Origin of the sequence: Sphingomonas sp. AX6 (assembly GCF_902506605.1) — a bacterium.
Classification (GTDB): Bacteria; Pseudomonadota; Alphaproteobacteria; order Sphingomonadales; family Sphingomonadaceae; genus Sphingomonas.
The window spans coordinates 2,281,392-2,297,207 of record NZ_LR733979.1; the positions used below are offsets into that span (position 1 = coordinate 2,281,392).

At 65.0% G+C, this 15,816-nt stretch carries 15 protein-coding genes; 3 read left to right on the forward strand and 12 right to left on the reverse strand.

The genetic code is table 11. From position 1 onward, the window contains the following. Nucleotides 1-15: 15 nt before the first annotated feature. From ENHY17A_RS11025 to gltX, 3 genes are read right to left on the reverse strand one after another with little or no spacing between them, the layout of a single operon-like run. On the reverse strand, nucleotides 16-219 hold the full coding sequence (locus tag ENHY17A_RS11025) for a hypothetical protein (protein ID WP_159712681.1): 204 nt from the start codon (nucleotides 217-219) through the stop codon (nucleotides 16-18). Further along, on the reverse strand, nucleotides 219-1,502 hold the full coding sequence (locus ENHY17A_RS11030; protein ID WP_159712683.1) for a citrate synthase: 1,284 nt from the start codon (nucleotides 1,500-1,502) through the stop codon (nucleotides 219-221). The genes ENHY17A_RS11025 and ENHY17A_RS11030 overlap by 1 nt, the downstream gene beginning before the upstream one ends. Nucleotides 1,503-1,539: 37 nt before the next feature. Then, on the reverse strand, nucleotides 1,540-2,958 hold the full coding sequence (gene gltX, locus ENHY17A_RS11035; protein ID WP_159712685.1) for a glutamate--tRNA ligase: 1,419 nt from the start codon (nucleotides 2,956-2,958) through the stop codon (nucleotides 1,540-1,542). A gap of 28 nt (nucleotides 2,959-2,986) precedes the next feature. Here gltX and ENHY17A_RS11040 point away from each other — a divergent pair, with 28 nt between their 5' ends. After that, a complete protein-coding gene (locus tag ENHY17A_RS11040) occupies nucleotides 2,987-5,239 on the forward strand; it encodes a ComEC/Rec2 family competence protein (protein WP_159712687.1) in 2,253 nt (750 codons plus the stop codon). A 98-nt stretch (nucleotides 5,240-5,337) separates the two neighbouring features. Here ENHY17A_RS11040 and ENHY17A_RS11045 read toward each other — a convergent pair whose 3' ends face one another. The 3 genes from ENHY17A_RS11045 to ENHY17A_RS11055 form a co-directional block, all read right to left on the reverse strand. Continuing rightward, the gene (locus tag ENHY17A_RS11045; protein WP_201296387.1) at nucleotides 5,338-5,580 is read right to left on the reverse strand and encodes a GNAT family N-acetyltransferase; all 243 of its coding nucleotides are present in this window, start codon (nucleotides 5,578-5,580) and stop codon (nucleotides 5,338-5,340) included. A 177-nt stretch (nucleotides 5,581-5,757) separates the two neighbouring features. Next, complete coding sequence (lexA, locus tag ENHY17A_RS11050; protein WP_159712689.1) at nucleotides 5,758-6,420, reverse strand: transcriptional repressor LexA; 663 nt, start codon at nucleotides 6,418-6,420, stop codon at nucleotides 5,758-5,760. Between the two features lie 58 nt (nucleotides 6,421-6,478). Continuing rightward, nucleotides 6,479-7,672: a molybdopterin molybdotransferase MoeA gene (locus tag ENHY17A_RS11055; RefSeq protein ID WP_159712691.1), complete on the reverse strand. Its 1,194-nt coding sequence runs from the start codon at nucleotides 7,670-7,672 to the stop codon at nucleotides 6,479-6,481. A gap of 136 nt (nucleotides 7,673-7,808) precedes the next feature. Between ENHY17A_RS11055 and ENHY17A_RS11060 the strand changes: the two genes are divergently transcribed. Continuing rightward, the gene (locus ENHY17A_RS11060; RefSeq protein WP_159712693.1) at nucleotides 7,809-8,762 is read left to right on the forward strand and encodes a hypothetical protein; all 954 of its coding nucleotides are present in this window, start codon (nucleotides 7,809-7,811) and stop codon (nucleotides 8,760-8,762) included. Between the two features lie 98 nt (nucleotides 8,763-8,860). Here ENHY17A_RS11060 and moaC read toward each other — a convergent pair whose 3' ends face one another. Genes moaC through ENHY17A_RS11080 form a run of 4 tightly spaced genes read right to left on the reverse strand, consistent with a single transcriptional unit; the run spans nucleotide 8,861 to nucleotide 11,686 of the window. After that, nucleotides 8,861-9,340: a cyclic pyranopterin monophosphate synthase MoaC gene (gene moaC, locus ENHY17A_RS11065; RefSeq protein ID WP_159712695.1), complete on the reverse strand. Its 480-nt coding sequence runs from the start codon at nucleotides 9,338-9,340 to the stop codon at nucleotides 8,861-8,863. After that, nucleotides 9,337-10,119 carry an indole-3-glycerol phosphate synthase TrpC gene (gene trpC, locus ENHY17A_RS11070; protein ID WP_159712697.1) on the reverse strand — a complete coding sequence of 261 codons (783 nt, stop codon included), beginning with the start codon at nucleotides 10,117-10,119 and terminating at the stop codon, nucleotides 9,337-9,339. The genes moaC and trpC overlap by 4 nt, the downstream gene beginning before the upstream one ends. Further along, on the reverse strand, nucleotides 10,116-11,102 hold the full coding sequence (gene trpD / locus ENHY17A_RS11075; protein ID WP_159712699.1) for an anthranilate phosphoribosyltransferase: 987 nt from the start codon (nucleotides 11,100-11,102) through the stop codon (nucleotides 10,116-10,118). The genes trpC and trpD overlap by 4 nt, the downstream gene beginning before the upstream one ends. Then, on the reverse strand, nucleotides 11,099-11,686 hold the full coding sequence (locus ENHY17A_RS11080; RefSeq protein ID WP_159712701.1) for an anthranilate synthase component II: 588 nt from the start codon (nucleotides 11,684-11,686) through the stop codon (nucleotides 11,099-11,101). The genes trpD and ENHY17A_RS11080 overlap by 4 nt, the downstream gene beginning before the upstream one ends. Nucleotides 11,687-11,806: 120 nt before the next feature. On the opposite strand from ENHY17A_RS11080, the gene ENHY17A_RS11085 reads away from it, so the two are divergent. After that, the gene (locus tag ENHY17A_RS11085; protein ID WP_159712703.1) at nucleotides 11,807-12,208 is read left to right on the forward strand and encodes a hypothetical protein; all 402 of its coding nucleotides are present in this window, start codon (nucleotides 11,807-11,809) and stop codon (nucleotides 12,206-12,208) included. 94 nt (nucleotides 12,209-12,302) lie between these two features. Here the strand turns inward: ENHY17A_RS11085 and trpE are convergent, their stop codons facing one another. Beyond that, complete coding sequence (trpE, locus tag ENHY17A_RS11090) at nucleotides 12,303-13,811, reverse strand: anthranilate synthase component I (protein ID WP_159712705.1); 1,509 nt, start codon at nucleotides 13,809-13,811, stop codon at nucleotides 12,303-12,305. Between the two features lie 7 nt (nucleotides 13,812-13,818). Then, nucleotides 13,819-15,759: a peptidylprolyl isomerase gene (locus ENHY17A_RS11095; RefSeq protein ID WP_159712707.1), complete on the reverse strand. Its 1,941-nt coding sequence runs from the start codon at nucleotides 15,757-15,759 to the stop codon at nucleotides 13,819-13,821. Nucleotides 15,760-15,816: the final 57 nt, after the last annotated feature.

Consider the following 15,816-nt stretch of genomic DNA (forward strand, 5'->3'; position numbering starts at 1 on the left):
CACGGCGGTGGGGCGTTACCCCCTAATTCGCCGCGCGATCAGGATCAGCACCAACCCGCCGACGCCCAGCAGTGCACCGTTCATCACCCAGACCTGATCGCCGACCATGAAGCTGTCGGCGGGCCAGGAAATGATTCCCAGCCCCTGGAGCATGAAGAACGCGCCGGCGACGAACAGGGCCATGCCGACCCAGACCAGGATTGGCCTGAGCGTGCGCATCAGCGCTGACCCACGGGCACGTAATCGCGCTGCGTCGGCCCGGTATAGAGCTGGCGCGGGCGACCGATTTTCTGCGCGGGATCGCTGATCATCTCGTTCCACTGTGCCACCCAGCCGACGGTGCGGGCAAGCGCGAACAAGGCGGTGAACATGCTGGTCGGGAAACCGATCGCCGACAGGATGACGCCCGAATAGAAATCGACATTGGGGTACAGTTTCTTCTCGACGAAATAATCGTCCTCTAGCGCGATGCGTTCGAGTTCGCGCGCGGTGTCGAGCACCGGATCGCTCATGCCCAGCTTGTCGAGCACTTCGGTCGCCGCCTTGGACAGCACTTTCGCGCGCGGATCGAAATTCTTGTACACGCGGTGGCCGAAACCCATCAGGCGGAATGGATCTTCCTTGTTCTTGGCGCGGGCGATATACTCCGGGATCTTGTCGGGGGTGCCGATTTCGCGCAGCATGTTGAGCGCGGCTTCGTTGGCACCGCCATGCGCCGGACCCCACAGACACGCGATTCCGGCCGCGATGCACGCGAACGGGTTGGCACCCGAAGACCCCGCCAGACGCACGGTCGAGGTCGAGGCATTCTGTTCGTGATCGGCGTGGAGGATGAAAATCTTGTCCATCGCCGATTCGATCACCGGATCGACTTCGTAATCCTCGGCCGGAACGCCGAAGGTCATACGCAGGAAATTGCCGGTATAGGACAGCGAATTGTCGGGATAGAGGAAGGGCTGGCCGACGCTGTACTTGTACGCCATCGCCGCGATCGTCGGCATCTTGGCGATCAGCCGGTGGCTGGCGACCATGCGCTGGTGCGGGTCCGAAATGTCGGTGGAGTCGTGATAAAAGGCCGACAGTGCGCCTACGACACCGCACATGATCGCCATCGGATGCGCGTCGCGACGGAAGCCGCGATAGAATTGCGCGAGCTGCTCGTGCAGCATCGTGTGGCGCGTGATGGTGTTGTTGAAATGGTTCAGCTCGTCGCCCGATGGCAGCTCGTGGTTGAGCAGCAGATAGGCGACTTCCATGAAGCTCGATTTTTCGGCGAGCTGGTCGATCGGATAACCGCGGTGGAGCAGGATGCCCTGATCGCCGTCGATATAGGTGAGCCCGGATTCGCACGACGCGGTCGAGGTGAAGCCGGGATCATAGGTGAACATGCCGGTATCGGCATACAGCTTGCGGATATCGACCACTTCGGGGCCGACGCTGCCCTGCAGGACTTTATAATCGAAATCCTTGCCCTGGGCGGTCAGCTTGGCGCTATCGGTCATCGATCGGTGGTCCTTTCCCTGTTTTCGGTTGGCGGCTTCAAGCCGCCATCTGATCGGCGATGCGCCCCAGGCTTTCGTCGCGCCCCAGGAGGACGAGCACGTCGAAGATGCCGGGTGAGGTCTTGCGACCGGTCAATGCAGCGCGAAGCGGCTGAGCCACTGCCCCCAGTTTGACCGCTTCGCGGGTCGCGACCTCACGTACCGCCGTTTCGAGCGCCTCCGTATCCCACCTGTCCAGCGCGTCAAGTTCGGCGTGGAGGCTGGCGAGTAGAGCGGGGACGCTGCCTTCCATTAGTTTTGCTGCATCCGCGTCCATTTCAAGCGGTCGTGCGCGAAAAAGAAAACGCGATCCATCTGCCAGGTCGCTCAGATTGGCGGCGCGGGGTTTGAGTTCGGGCATGGCGCGGCGCAACAGATCGCGCTGCGATTCGCTGAGTTCGAAATCCAGCTTTGCCGCGACGAGATCGGCCAAGCGCGTATCATCGGCATCACGGATGTAATGACCGTTGAGGTTTTCCAGCTTTTTCAGATCGAACCGGCTTGGTGATTTACCGACGCCCCACAGATCGAACAGTTCGACCGCGCGTTCACGGGGGATGAATTCTTCGTCGCCATGTCCCCAGCCCAGTCGGAGCAGGTAATTGCTGAGGGCTTCGGGCAGCACACCCATTTCGTCGCGATACGCCTCTACCCCCAGCGCGCCGTGGCGTTTTGACAGTTTCGCCCCATCGGCACCGTGAATCAGCGGAACATGGGCATAGACCGGCTCAGCCCAGCCCATCGCGCGGATGATGCCCAGTTGGCGAAACGCGTTGTTCAGATGATCGTCGCCGCGAATGACGTGGGTCACGCCCATGTCGTGATCGTCGACGACGACCGCAAGCATATAGGTCGGCGTGCCGTCCGAGCGCAGCAGCACGAAGTCGTCGATCTCCGCATTCTGGACGGTGACGTCGCCCTGAACCCGGTCGGAAATCGTCGTCGCGCCTTCGCGGTTCGCCTTCAGCCGGACGACCGCGGGCAGATCCGGCGCGGTCGCGGGATCGGCGTCGCGCCACGGGCTCTCGACCCGGAACGGGCGTTTTTCGGCCTGCGCCTTTGCGCGCATCTCCACCAGTTCTTCGGACGTCAGGTAGCAGCGATAGGCATGGCCGTTCGCCAGCATCGCCTGCGCGACCTCGGCATGGCGATCGGCGCGCGCAAACTGGAACACCGCATCATCGTCCCAGTCGAGGCCGAGCCAGCGCATCCCGTCGAGGATGGCATCGATCGCAGGCTGCGTCGAACGCGCGCGATCGGTATCCTCGATCCGCAGCAGGAACTTGCCACCATGGTGGCGCGCGAAAAGCCAGTTGAACAGCGCGGTGCGCGCGCCGCCGATGTGCAGGAATCCGGTCGGCGAAGGCGCAAAACGGGTGACGACAGGTGCGTCGGCGACGTGATCGGTTGCGCCCAAGCGGCTTTGCTCCCAGGATTTGAATTCGATGGCACAGACTGCCGGTCAGGCCCCTAGCACGGGGCATCGGGGGCTTCAAATCGGCTGGCGGGGGCGGGCCGAGGCGCTGAACGCACGTGCCGAGACCGGGCTGGAGGTCGAGCGCGATCAGTTGATGCTGTGGGTGCCGGTGATGCTGGGCATCGGCATCGCCGCCTGGTTCACGCTGGCCGGTCCGGAGGCGTGGAGCGCGCTGATCCTGGGAGCCAGCGGCATCGGGGCCGCGGCGATCCTGTTGCCCCATGGTGGGCGACTGGCAGGCGTCGTGGGCATCGGGGCGCTTTTGATCGCGGCAGGATGCGCGCTGATCTGGCTCCGGTCCGAACGTGCCGCCGCGCCGGTGCTGGCGCGTCCGGTGGTGGCGAGTTTTGATGCGGTGATCGAGCGGGTCGAGCGTCAACCCGCACGCGAACGGGTTCGGGTGCGGGTGGCGCCCATCGGGCGTGATGACCTGCCCCCTTCGATCCGCATCAACATCGACGAAAACCGGGCGCCAGACGGCCTGGCGAACGGCGCGGTCGTGCGGCTGCGTGCGCGGCTGATGCCGCCTGCACCGCCCGCCGTCCCGGGTGCCTATGATTTCCAGCGCAATGCCTGGTTTCAGGGGCTGGGCGCTACCGGACGCGCGCTGGGCGAGGTCGAGGTGATCGGCACGGCGACCGCGCCCGAAGGGACGATCCGAGCGCGGTTGACCGCGCATGTGCAAGCACAGGTCGGGCCGAGTGCGGGCGGGGTGGCGACGGCGCTCGTTACCGGCGATCGGGGCGGGATCAGTCCTGAGGACGACAAGGCGATGCAATTGTCGGGGCTCGCGCATCTATTGTCGATCAGCGGGCTGCACGTGACCGCCGTGGTCGGCGCGACGATGCTGGTGCTCATGCGCGTGTTGGCGCTGTTTCCGGCGCTGGCGACGCGGGTTCGGTTACCGGTGGTTGCGGCGGCGGGGGCGGGGCTGGTCGCGATTGCATATACCTTGTTGTCGGGCGCGGAAGTGCCGACGGTGCGCTCGTGCATCGCGGCACTGTTGGTACTCGCGGCGCTCGCCTGGGGACGAGAGGCGATCACCCTCAGGCTGGTCGCGGCAGGCGCGACGCTCGTGTTGCTTCTGTGGCCCGAAGTGCTGGTCGGGCCGAGTTTCCAGCTGAGTTTCGCCGCCGTGACCGCGATCGTCGCGTTGCACGAACATCCGCGGATCAAGGCGGTGCTCGCCAAGCGCGACGAGGCCTGGGTGCGCGGGTTCGGGCGCGGCTTGCTGGGATTGTTGCTGACCGGGCTGGCGGTCGAGGCTGCATTGACCCCGATCGCGGTCTATCATTTCCACAAATCGGGAATTTACGGCGCGCTCGCCAATCTGGTGGCGATTCCGCTGACGACGTTCGTGGTGATGCCGCTGGAGGCGCTGGCGTTGTTCCTGGACCTGTTCGGGCTGGGGGCGCCCGCATGGTGGGTGGCGGCGCAGACGCTCGAGCTGCTGCTGTGGATCGCGCACACCACCGCCGATGCGCCGGGATCGGTGGCGTTGATCCCGGGAATGCCGGGCGGGGCGTTCGCGCTGGTGCTCGCCGGGCTGTTGTGGCTGTGCCTGTGGAAGTCGCCGATGCGGCGATGGGGGGCGGTGCCGTTCCTGCTCGGGATCATCTGGACGCTGGCGACCCCGGTGCCAGATCTGTTGGTAACCGGTGACGGGAGGCATCTGGCGCTGCGGACGCCCGAAGGCGGGATGGCACTGCTGCGAGAGCGGGCGGGCGACTATGTCCGCGACACACTGAGCGAGAATGCGGGGTTTTCGGGCGAGTTGGAGCCGCTGTCGGCGCTGCCCAATGCGGCATGTTCGCCCGATATCTGTATCGCCGATCATGTCCAGAACGGGCGGATGTGGCGGATCGTCGCGACGCGCAGCGGCTATCACCTCGACATCGCCGACATGATGCGGCTGTGCCGTGAAGCGGATATCTTCGTCAGTGAACGTCGCCTGCCGCGCACCTGCAATCCGCGCTGGTTGCGGCTAGACCGGTGGACGCTGCGCGATACGGGCGGGGTGGGGATCGCATTCGATGGCCCGCGTGTCGTGACGGTCCGAACCGGCACGCGCCATCCGTGGATCGATCCGCCGACGGTGGCGCCGCCGTGGCAACCGCGATTACGACCGGATCGCGTGTCGGCTAATTCGAAGGCAAGCGGAGAAGCATCGCGCAACGGCGATCGACAGGCAGCCCAGCCGCCGCCTCTTTCAGCAAGATAAGCCGAAGCCGATCGGGCAAATCGCGCTCCGCCACGATTGCAAAGCCAAGCTTGGCATAAAATGGTGCGTTCCAGGCGATGTCTCGAAATGTCGTCAGGCTAAAGTGCCGCCATTTGCCGCGCGACTGCCCAGTCTCTCGCCGCCGCGATCAACGCGGTGCCGATGCAGCGGCCCTGAAGGTCGTGACGAACGGCCAATTGCCATATATGAAAATCGTCGCCTTTCTCCTCACCGCAGAGAAAGCCGACGGGCAGGTCATGGCAATCGACCGAAACCCAAATCGCGCCATGCTCGACCAGACGCCGATGGTCCGATTCCGACAAAACGTCATCGTCGGCCAACCAGGCGAAATCCGGAATTGTGAGAAATGCCTGACCCGCCGAGCGCTCTATCTCCGGAAGCCGACCGGTATCGGCGATCGTTGCCTCGCGAACCGCGTAGCCAGACGCTCGATCAGCAAGAGGCGCCGGCGGGCTCGACCGTGATCGACCGTTCGGCAAAACCCGCCTCCCGTCCGATCAATAGCGTCGCAACAGCCCCGCGAGCTTCCCCTGCACCCGCACCTGATCCGGGCGGTAACGCTGCGGATCGTAACCGCGGTTGGCCGGATCAAGCCGCACCATCGCGCCTTCGCGGCGGAAATATTTGAGCGTCGCTTCATTCTCGTCGATCAGCGCGACGATGATGTCGCCGTCGCGTGCGGTCTCCGCCTTGCGAATAAGGGCATAGTCGCCATCGAGAATACCTGCCTCGACCATCGAATCGCCGGCGACCTCAAGCGCATAATGATCACCCGCACCCAGCAAGGCGGCGGGTACCGGGAGCATTTGCGAGCCCTCCATCGCCTCGATCGGGACACCGGCGGCGATGCGGCCGTGCAACGGGACTTCGATCACATCATTGGCGGGCGTCGGCACGGTGCGCGCGACGGCGGTGCGTTCCTTGGGGCTCTTCTTCGCCTCGGCACGCTCGGGCATCCGCAAGACTTCCAGCGCGCGCGCACGATTGGGCAGGCGGCGGAGGAATTTACGTTCCTCTAGCGCGGAAATCAGGCGATGGACGCCAGATTTGGATTTGAGGTCGAGCGCCTCCTTCATCTCCTCGAACGAAGGCGACACGCCGGTTTCGTTCAATCTGTCGGAAATGAAACAGATGAGTTCGTGTTGCTTGCGGGTGAGCATCGCCCAAGTCCTCTTATCGGAACAGACATGGAACTTTTAGGCAACGCGTGCGCCGAAGTCAAGCGATGCGAATCACTTCGACCGTCTCGCCCTCTGCGGCGGCGGGCGTGTTCGCCTGACGCACGATCAGGGCATTGGCGTCGGACAGCGCGCGCAGCATCGACGAGTCCTGCAATCCCAGCGGCGTGACCACCCCATCCTTCAGATGCGCGCGGATATGGTCGGCGCGCGGGCCGGTTGCCGTGATCGCGCTGGCGAGCGTCGCCTTGATCGTGCGGGGCCACGGATCGCTGGCACCCGACATCTGGCGGATCAAAGGCGCGAGGAACAGGGTCGCGGTGACGAAGGCCGATACGGGATTGCCGGGCAGCCCCAGCACCACGGTTTCGCGCACGCGCGCGGCCATCATCGGTTTGCCGGGGCGCATCGCGACTTTCCAGAAATCGGGCTTGGCGCCGATATCCTCGAGCGCGGGGCGAACCAGATCGTGATCGCCCACCGACGCGCCGCCAGTGGTCACCAGAATGTCGGCATCGACCTGCGCGAAGGTGGAGGCGAGGATCGCGCGGTCGTCGGGCAGGATTCCCAGCTGGATCGGTTCGGCAGGCAGATTGGCGAGCATCGCGACCAGCAGCGCAGTATTGCTTTCGGGAAGTTGACCCTCGCCCAAGGGGACGCCCGGCGGGACGAGTTCGTCGCCGGTCGCGGCGATCGCGACGCGGATCGGACGGTGAACGGCCACGGTGCCATGCCCCGCCATCGCCGCCAGCGCGATGCGTGACGGGGTGAGATGATCGCCCGCATGGATCAGCCGTTCGTCCTGCCGGAAATCGAGGCCGCGGGGACGAACATTCGCGCCCTGTGCGGACGGGCCGTCGCCGATGAGCGTCAGCGTGTCGCCGTCGCGCGCCGCGTCTTCCTGAATCAAAACGGCGTCGGCGCCGGGGGGAAGAATGGCGCCGGTGAAGATACGGACGGCTTGGCCGGGCTCGATCGTACCCGCGAAGGGGCGACCGGCCGCGCTTTCACCGATGACGGTCAGCGGGCGGGCAAGGTCGTCGAAGCGGATCGCATAGCCGTCCATCGCCGACAGGTCGGCGGCGGGTTGCGTGCGCAGCGCCATCACGTCGATCGCCGCCCAGCGGTTCGCCGCGGCGTTGAGCGTGACATGCTCGGTGGCGATTTTGGGTGCGAGGGCCAGCAGGCGAGCTTGCGCTTCACGAACGGGGAGGAGGGGGGGGGCTGTGGTCATGGGTCGGCGCGGTAGCATTATCGAACGGGGGAACGACACCCCCTGTGACGGATCGCGGCATTTCGGTGGAAAGAATGCGTGGAGAAGGGTTAGGGTCGGGACTGATAGCACATCGAGCGCCGATAAGGGGAGCACAATGCAATTCGGCCTTTACGCGATCGTCGGCCTTCTGGCGGTCGCAGCTTCGAACGATTGCGCAATCGCTCAATCGGCTGACGAGGCCACGCATCGCCACATTGCCGCGGCCGGGTTCATACCCTTGCAGGAGATGACGTTTGGCGGTCGTGACGTTCGTCGTGTGCTGCCGATCGATCCCTATGGTTTCCTTCCCATTCCCGGTATCGAACTTGAACGTCACGGCGGTGGGCGGGTGACCGTGCGAGCGCAGTATCGGCACTGGACCGGCCCGGCCTATCGCGTGTCGGCTGACGAGTGGAACCAAATCGCTGCGCTGGAGTCCGCGGCGTTCGCGCCGCCTGGTGAGAACCGCACCAAAACCAGGCCGGGCGTCGTGGTCCATTGCTGGCGCGGATTGCTCGAAGCAAGCCCATCAAGGGCGGCAAGCTGGTGGGGGTGCAACAGCGGTACTAAGGCGAGCCAGGCCTACACCAAAGCATTGCTTGTGTTGGCCATGGAGAAAAAGGGATGTCCCGCCAGCGACAATGATGCGCTCCGGCGTTTCTCCGAATGCTTTAGAGATGACGGCACGCTCGACGATCCCGCGCTTCAGACGCAGTTCGCGGCGTTACGCGATCGTTGGACAACGCAGAGAGTGCCGGGAGCAGACATCCTTGCCCAAGCGCGTCAATCACTGTGGACCGCAAAAGAAGATCGAGTGCCGACCCGCCTGATGGCGGCACGTCGGGCGGTGTTCGCATTCGGTCAACATCAGAATGCGCTTCGCGATATGCTGCGCAGCAGCTTTACCTTGTTCCGAAACTCCGTTTCGATGGATACAAGGAGCGCGGCTATTCTTTCGCAGACCCGCAGCCGTTGGGATGAGGATATCAAGGCGCAAAATCAGAACTACGTCACGTTGCTGGAGGAACTTGCACAATTGCTGGCCGAAGACACCCGACCGCCGGGCTAGACTGCTCTGTACAAGCGCCGCCAAGTCCCTTGCAAATCCACCGCGAAGGTCGAGCCCGCGCGGATCGGTCCGTTCAAAGTCCCCTAAGGGCAGAGCGATTAAAGAAGGGGCTGGGCTTTCCACTCCCCCGACTTGCCGCCGCTTTTCGCCAGCAAGCGCACGCCATCGATCACCATCGCGCGATCGATCGCCTTGGCCATGTCGTAGATGGTGAGCAGCGCGACGTTGACGGCGTTCAGCGCCTCCATCTCGACGCCGGTTCGGTCGGTGGTGCGCGCGGTCGCTGTGGCTGTGACGCCGGTCTCATCGGGGGTCAAGTCGATGGTCACGCTGGTCAGCGGGATGGGGTGGCAGAGCGGGATGAGGTCGCTCGTCTTCTTCGCGGCCATGATCCCGGCGATGCGCGCGACGGCCAGGACGTCGCCCTTCTTGACCAGCCCTTGCGCAATCGCAGTCGCGGCATCGGTCGACATGGTGATGCGGCCGGTGGCGGTGGCTTCGCGCGTCGTAGCGGGTTTGGCGCCGACATCGACCATCTGGGCGGTGCCTTCGGCGGTCAGGTGGGTGAGCTCACTCATGCCACCAGCGCCCGGGTCGCGGCTTCCACGTCATCCTCGCGCATCAACGCCTCGCCGATCAGGAAGCATCGGATATCGTGTTCGGCCAGCGCATCCAAATCCGCGCGGGTCCGGATGCCGCTTTCCGCGACAAAGGTGCAGTCCTTCGGCGCGCTCGCGACCAGGTCGAAGGTTTTCTGAAAATCGACCTCGAACGTCTTGAGATTACGGTTGTTGACGCCGATCAGTTTCGATCGGAGCGTGCCTGCGCGTTCCATTTCACCGGCACCATGCACCTCCACCAACACATCCATGCCCAGCTCGATCGCGGCGTCCTCGATCTCCGCCATCTGCGCGTCTTCCAGCGCGGCAACGATGATCAGGATCGCATCGGCACCCATCGCGCGCGCCTCCAGCACTTGCCAGGGATCGATCATGAAATCCTTGCGCAGCACCGGTAGCGAACAGGCGGCGCGGGCGGCGATCAGATAATCGGGCGACCCTTCGAAATAATCGCGATCGGTCAGCACCGACAGGCAAGTCGCACCCCCGGCGGCATAGGCGCGGGCGTGCGCGGGCGGATCGAAATCGGCGCGGATCAGGCCTTTGGACGGGCTGGCCTTCTTGATTTCGGCGATCAGCGCATAGCCGTGGCGCGCTTTCGCATCGAGCGCGGCCTTGAATCCGCGCGGCGGGGTCTGGTTGCCCGCGCGCGTCTGAATATCGGACAGGCTGTACGCGGCCTTGCCCGCTGCGACTTCATCTCGCTTGGTCGCGAGTATTCTGTCGAGCATGGTCATTGGTACGCGATCCAGCACTCGAGCAGGGCCTTGGCGAGTCCGTTGTCGAGCACTTCGCGCGCTTCCTCCGCGCCATCGACCAAATTGTCCACACGCCCCGCGACCATCAAGGCGGCGGCGGCGTTGAGCAGCACCGCGTCGCGATACGCGCCGACTTCGCCCAGCAGCAAGCGGCGCAGCGCTTCGGCATTTTCGGGGGCTTCACCGCCGCGGATGGCGGAGAGCGGGTGGCGCGGCAGGCCAGCATCCTCGGGCGCGATGCGCGGTGCCATGGTCAGGCTGCCGACGCTGACCGCGACGCTCGGCCCGGCGGTCGACAATTCGTCCAGATTATCTTCACCCGATACCACAAGCGCGGCTTCCGTGCCCAGCAGCCCCAACGCTTCGGCATACACCGGCGCGTAATCGGGTCGCGCGATGCCGATCAACTGGCGACCCACCCGCGCGGGGTTCGCCAGCGGTCCCATCAGGTTGAAAATCGTGCGCTTGCCGATCCGCTTTCGAATGGGGGTAATGCGGCGCATCGCCGGATGGTGATTGGCGGCGAACAGAAAGGCGATGCCGATTTCGTTGAGCGTCGCCTCTGCCGTGATCGCTGCACGGTCGAGGTCGAGGCCAAGTGCTTCGAGCGTGTCCGCTGCGCCCGCTTTCGACGATGCCGCGCGGTTGCCATGCTTGGCGACCGGCACGCCGCACCCTGCGACGACGATCGCAACCGCAGTGGAGACGTTGAGCGTATGGTGCCCATCGCCGCCGGTGCCGCACACGTCGATCGCGCCTTCGGGTGCGCGGACCGTAATCATCCGCTCGCGAAGGGCGCGGGCCGCTTCGGCGATTTCGATGCTGGTCTCACCGCGTTCGGTAAGCGCGACAAGGAAGGCGGCGATGGCGTCGTCGCTGACGGTGCCGTCGAGGATAGCGGCAAAGGCTTCGCGCGCACTTTCGTGGCTGAGCGGGGTTGAGGGGTTGGGGAGGAAGCTCATATCGACAACTCCTTCACCGACATCCCGGCCACCCGCATGAAATTCGCCAGCATGGCGTGACCATGTTCGGTGGCGATGCTCTCTGGGTGGAACTGCACCCCATGGATCGGCAAGTCGTGGTGGCGGAAACCCATCACCTTCGCGTCATCGCTCGTGGCGTTCACCACCAGGCACTCGGGCACATCCTCGACCACCAACGAGTGATAACGCGTGGCGATGAAGGGAGAAGGCAATCCCTCGAACAGCCCGGTTCCGTCATGCGTTACCGGACACGTCTTGCCATGCATCAGACCCCCGCGGACCACCCGCCCGCCGAAATGCTGGCCGATTGCCTGATGCCCCAGGCACACGCCCAAGAGCGGCGTCCGTGCTGCCGCGCAGGCCTGTACCAATTCCAGCGAAATGCCCGCTTCATTGGGGGTGCAGGGGCCTGGCGAAATGAGGATCGCGTCCGCACCGCTTGCCAGCGCTTCGGCTGCGGTCATCGCATCGTTGCGCTCGACGCGCACCTCTGCGCCCAATTCCATTAGATAATGGACCAGGTTCCAGGTGAAGCTGTCGTAATTGTCGATGACCAGGATCATGATGCGCCCGCCATAGCGCGCTTGGCGGCACACGCAACGATAGGAGATGTTTAGGCGTTCATGTAGCAGTAAGCCGCCCCGCGTCAGCGTGCGGCGTCATAACTCGGAAGGTTCGTAAACATGGTTCGCCTGATTGTCGCTGCGGTTGCCCTGACGCTACCCGGTGCGGCATTCGCGCAGGACGCAGCGCAAGAAGGCCCACCCGAGCGGGTGCGTAGTGTGGTGCTGTATGGCGATCAGAAATGTCCCGAACCTACCGAGGAGGGCGAAGTCGTGGTGTGCGCGAAGGGCGACGATTCGCCTTATCGCATCCCCAGCGAATTGCGGGAGTCGGTCGAACGCCCCGATGCGACCAGCTGGGGCGTACGCGTCAACGACGTGATGAATTTCGCCAACCAGACCTTGCCCAATAGCTGTTCGCCGATCGGATCGGGCGGGCAGAGCGGCTGTACGAGCCAGATGCTGCGCAACTGGGCCGCCGAGCGAGCGGCGCAAAAACGGCGCGACGCGATCATCCCGTAGCAACAACACCCGTTCGTTTCGAGCGAAGTCGAGAAACGTGATCTTGGCGCTTGCGAGCGTTTCTCGACTTCGCTCGAAACAAGCGGAGTTGGTTTTATTGACCGTGAAGGGGCTCGCTGGCCCGCGCGATCGCCTCGCGCGCTGCCGCAAATAGCGCGCCAGCCTTCGCCTCGCATTCGCGCTGTTCGTACGCTGGATCGCTGTCCGCTACGATGCCAGCACCCGCCTGCACATGCATCATGCCATCCTTCACCACCGCGGTCCGCAACACGATGCACGAATCCATCGATCCGTCAGGCGAGAAATATCCGACGCCGCCGGCATAAGCCCCGCGCGTCTCCGCCTCCAGCTCGGCAATGATCTGGCACGCGCGCACCTTGGGCGCACCCGATACCGTGCCCGCCGGAAAGCCCGCGAACAACGCGTCGAGCGCGTCCTTGTCCGACGAGAGTTCGCCGACCACGTTCGAGACGATATGCATGACGTGGCTGTAAAATTCGACCGTATAGCTGTCGGTGACGCGCACGCTGCCCTGGGTCGCGACACGCCCGACATCGTTGCGACCGAGGTCGAGCAGCATCAGATGCTCGGCACGCTCCTTTGGGTCGGCGAGCAAGTCGGCGCGGTTGCTCTCATCGTGCGCCGCGGTGCGTCCGCGCGGCCGCGTCCCCGCGATCGGTCGGATCGTCACTTCGCCGTCGCGCGCGCGGACCAGGATTTCGGGGCTCGATCCCGTCAGCGCAAAGCCAGGCAGGTCGAGGTGATAGAGAAACGGCGAAGGATTGATCCGCCGCAGCGCCCGGTAAAGTTCGAACGGCGGCAGCGCAAACGGCGCGGTAAATCGCTGGGCGAGCACCACCTGAAAGATATCCCCCGCCGCGATATAATCCTTCGCGGCCCCAACCATCTCGGCATAGCGTCCGGCGGGTAGCTGGGGCTCTGGCACGACATCCTGCGGCTCGGCGCGCGCAGGCGTGGGCAGGGCGGCATTCGCCAACAGCGCGATCGTCGCGTCGATCCGCTCGGCCGCCGCGTCGATCGACCCGTCGGGCCAAACCGGCGCGATCACGAACAGCGCGTCGGCCAGCCGGTCGAACACCAGCAATATCGTCGGCCGGACGAAGATCATGTCGGGCAGGCCCAGCGGATTGGCGGGCGGACGCGGCAGGCTCTCAACCAGCCCGACCGTCTCATAACCGAAGTAGCCGACCAGACAGGCGAGCGCTCGGGGCAATTCGGCAGGCACGTCCATCCGGCACCGCGCGACTAGATCGCGCAGCGCCGCCAGCGTCGGTTGCTCGCATTCCGCAAAGGCGTCGCGGTTCGTCAGCCAGTGCGGATTGATCGCGGCGCTCTGTCCCTCGGCGCGAAACACCAGGTCTGGGGCGAGCCCGATCAGGCTGTGCCGCCCGCGCACCGCGCCGCCCTCCACCGATTCGAGCAGGAAATCGCCGCGACCCGGCTCGATCAGTTTAAGCGCGGCCGCGACCGGCGTTTCGGTGTCGGCGATCAGCCGCCGCCAGACCAGCGCGGGGTGGCCCCCGGCATGGGCGGCGCGTGCGGCCTCCAGACCCTCTACCGCGCCGCCGCCCGCTTCTTTCATGCCGCGATCAGTTCGCGATGTTGCCGGTCAGCGTATTGCGCAAAGTCTGCACGGCGGCTTCATTACGGGTCGTCCCGATGCGACGGCGTACGGCCTGCGCGAACTGCTGGGCATATTCCTGGCCGACGATCTGGCCGAGCGCACCGCGCGTGCCATTCAACAACTGCGCATTGCCGCGCGCATTGCCCGGTTCGACCTCGCTTAGCTGGACCACGAAGAACCCGGCATTGCCCGGTGCCTCGACCACACGGGCCGCGCCCTGACGCAGGTTGAACAGCGTCTGCAGCGGCACATTGCCCTGTGCCTGCCCCAGTTCGCCGCGCTGCGCATTCAACGACTGGACCTGTGCCGCGACACCGCCGCTGCTGGCAGCCTGCGCCAGTGGCGTGCCGGTGTTCACCGCGCGCAGGATCGCGTCGGCGCGCGCGCTCGCCTGACGCTTGGCATTGTCGATGCGATAATCCCCTGCGACGCCCGCGCGGATTTCATTCAGCGGGCGCGGGGCAGAGGGTTGGATGCGTTCGAGCGCGACGAGCGCGAACGCGCCCGCTTCGCCGACCGGCACCATCTGCGGCTGATCGCCTTCCTCGAACCCGAACACTGCTTCGGCAACCGAGCGGACGATCGGCGACACTTCGGCATCGGGTGCCTGACCCAGCGCACGGCCATTGACGAACAACGCATCGGTGCGCTGCGCCTGAAGCCCCAATTGCGTCACGGTTTCGTCAAAGGTCGACCCGTCGCTGATCGCCTCGTCGATGTTATCCTGAAGCTCGGCCAGCGCCTGGGCAGTCTTTTGCGCGGTCAGCGTTTCGGTCAGTTCATCGCGCACCTGATCCAGGCTGCGCCCGGCGATCTGTTCGACGCCGGCGACTTGCAGGACATAGAAACTGCCCGAGCCCTGAACCGGGCCGACGACGGCGCCCTGTTCGGCCCCGAAGGCGGCTTCGGCGGCGGCGGCGTTGGTCTGGCCGGCATAGGCGGTGCGGTTGACGTCGCTCACCGTGGTCGCCGACAGCCCGGCGGCGCTAGCGGCGGCGTCGATCGACGTGCCGCCGCGAACCTTCTGCGCAATCTGGGTGGCAATGTTGCGGTCGAGCGCCACGACCTGGCGGATCGTCCGCTGTTCGGTGGCTGCGAACCGCGCGCGTTCCTTTTGATAAAGCTGCTGGATTTCGGCATCGGTCGGTGTAGCGCTGGCGGCGACGCTCTCGGTCGAAATCGTCGCATAGCGCGCCACGCGGCGTTCCGCGACGGTGTAGCGTGCGCGGTTCTGCGCGTAATATTGCTGCAACTGCTGGTCGGTAGGCGCGGGGCCGGGGTCCATCGATTTGGTCTGGACGAACGCGACCGAACCGGCGCGACGCTCAAGCAACAGCGACGCATAGGGCAGGGCCACCTGCGCGGGCACCTGACGCGCGCCCAACGTCGGGGCGGTCAGCCACTGGGCGATGGTTTCGCGCCGGATGTCTTCGCGCAGCATGTCGGGGGTGATCCCCTGTTGCGCCAGGGCTTGCTCGAACTGCTGCTGATTGAACTGGCCGTCAAACCCCTGGAACGCCGGGATGCTCGCGATCTGGCCATCGACATAACGCTGGCTGACGAGCAGACCGGTCTCCGCACCGAATTGTTCCAGCGCGATGCCGTTGATCATCTGTTCCAGCACCTGGTTCAGCCCGCCCTGTTCGACGAACTGCGCCATCGTCAGCGTGGGATTCTCGCGGCGCAGCGCTTCGACCGCGTTGCGCATCCGGTCCTGCAGGGACTGTTCGGTGATCGCGACGTTGCCGACCTGCGCAACCTGACCCGAAGGTTGCGCCGTCGTGCCGCCCGGCGACATCATGTTGATGTCGCTGAGCGCAAAGGCCAGCGCGATCACGCCAAGCGCGACGAACGTGATGATAAGGCCGACCTTGGAATTGATGGCCTTGCGAATTCCGGAGAGCATCTGGGTCCGATCAAATGATGGTGTTGCAAGCCGCTTTAGGGGCGCGGGACGAACGCT

Coding starts and splice junctions, on each gene's coding strand:
- trpE (WP_159712705.1), bottom strand. CDS start 13,811: ATGAAAGAAGCGGGCGGCGGCGCGGTAGAGGGTCTGGAGGCCGCACGC.
- ENHY17A_RS11080 (WP_159712701.1), bottom strand. CDS start 11,686: ATGATCCTGGTCATCGACAATTACGACAGCTTCACCTGGAACCTGGTC.
- ENHY17A_RS11095 (WP_159712707.1), bottom strand. CDS start 15,759: ATGCTCTCCGGAATTCGCAAGGCCATCAATTCCAAGGTCGGCCTTATC.
- trpC (WP_159712697.1), bottom strand. CDS start 10,119: ATGACCATGCTCGACAGAATACTCGCGACCAAGCGAGATGAAGTCGCA.
- lexA (WP_159712689.1), bottom strand. CDS start 6,420: ATGCTCACCCGCAAGCAACACGAACTCATCTGTTTCATTTCCGACAGA.
- ENHY17A_RS11030 (WP_159712683.1), bottom strand. CDS start 1,502: ATGACCGATAGCGCCAAGCTGACCGCCCAGGGCAAGGATTTCGATTAT.
- ENHY17A_RS11040 (WP_159712687.1), top strand. CDS start 2,987: ATGGCACAGACTGCCGGTCAGGCCCCTAGCACGGGGCATCGGGGGCTT.
- moaC (WP_159712695.1), bottom strand. CDS start 9,340: ATGAGTGAGCTCACCCACCTGACCGCCGAAGGCACCGCCCAGATGGTC.
- trpD (WP_159712699.1), bottom strand. CDS start 11,102: ATGAGCTTCCTCCCCAACCCCTCAACCCCGCTCAGCCACGAAAGTGCG.
- ENHY17A_RS11055 (WP_159712691.1), bottom strand. CDS start 7,672: ATGACCACAGCCCCCCCCCTCCTCCCCGTTCGTGAAGCGCAAGCTCGC.
- ENHY17A_RS11085 (WP_159712703.1), top strand. CDS start 11,807: ATGGTTCGCCTGATTGTCGCTGCGGTTGCCCTGACGCTACCCGGTGCG.
- ENHY17A_RS11025 (WP_159712681.1), bottom strand. CDS start 219: ATGCGCACGCTCAGGCCAATCCTGGTCTGGGTCGGCATGGCCCTGTTC.
- ENHY17A_RS11060 (WP_159712693.1), top strand. CDS start 7,809: ATGCAATTCGGCCTTTACGCGATCGTCGGCCTTCTGGCGGTCGCAGCT.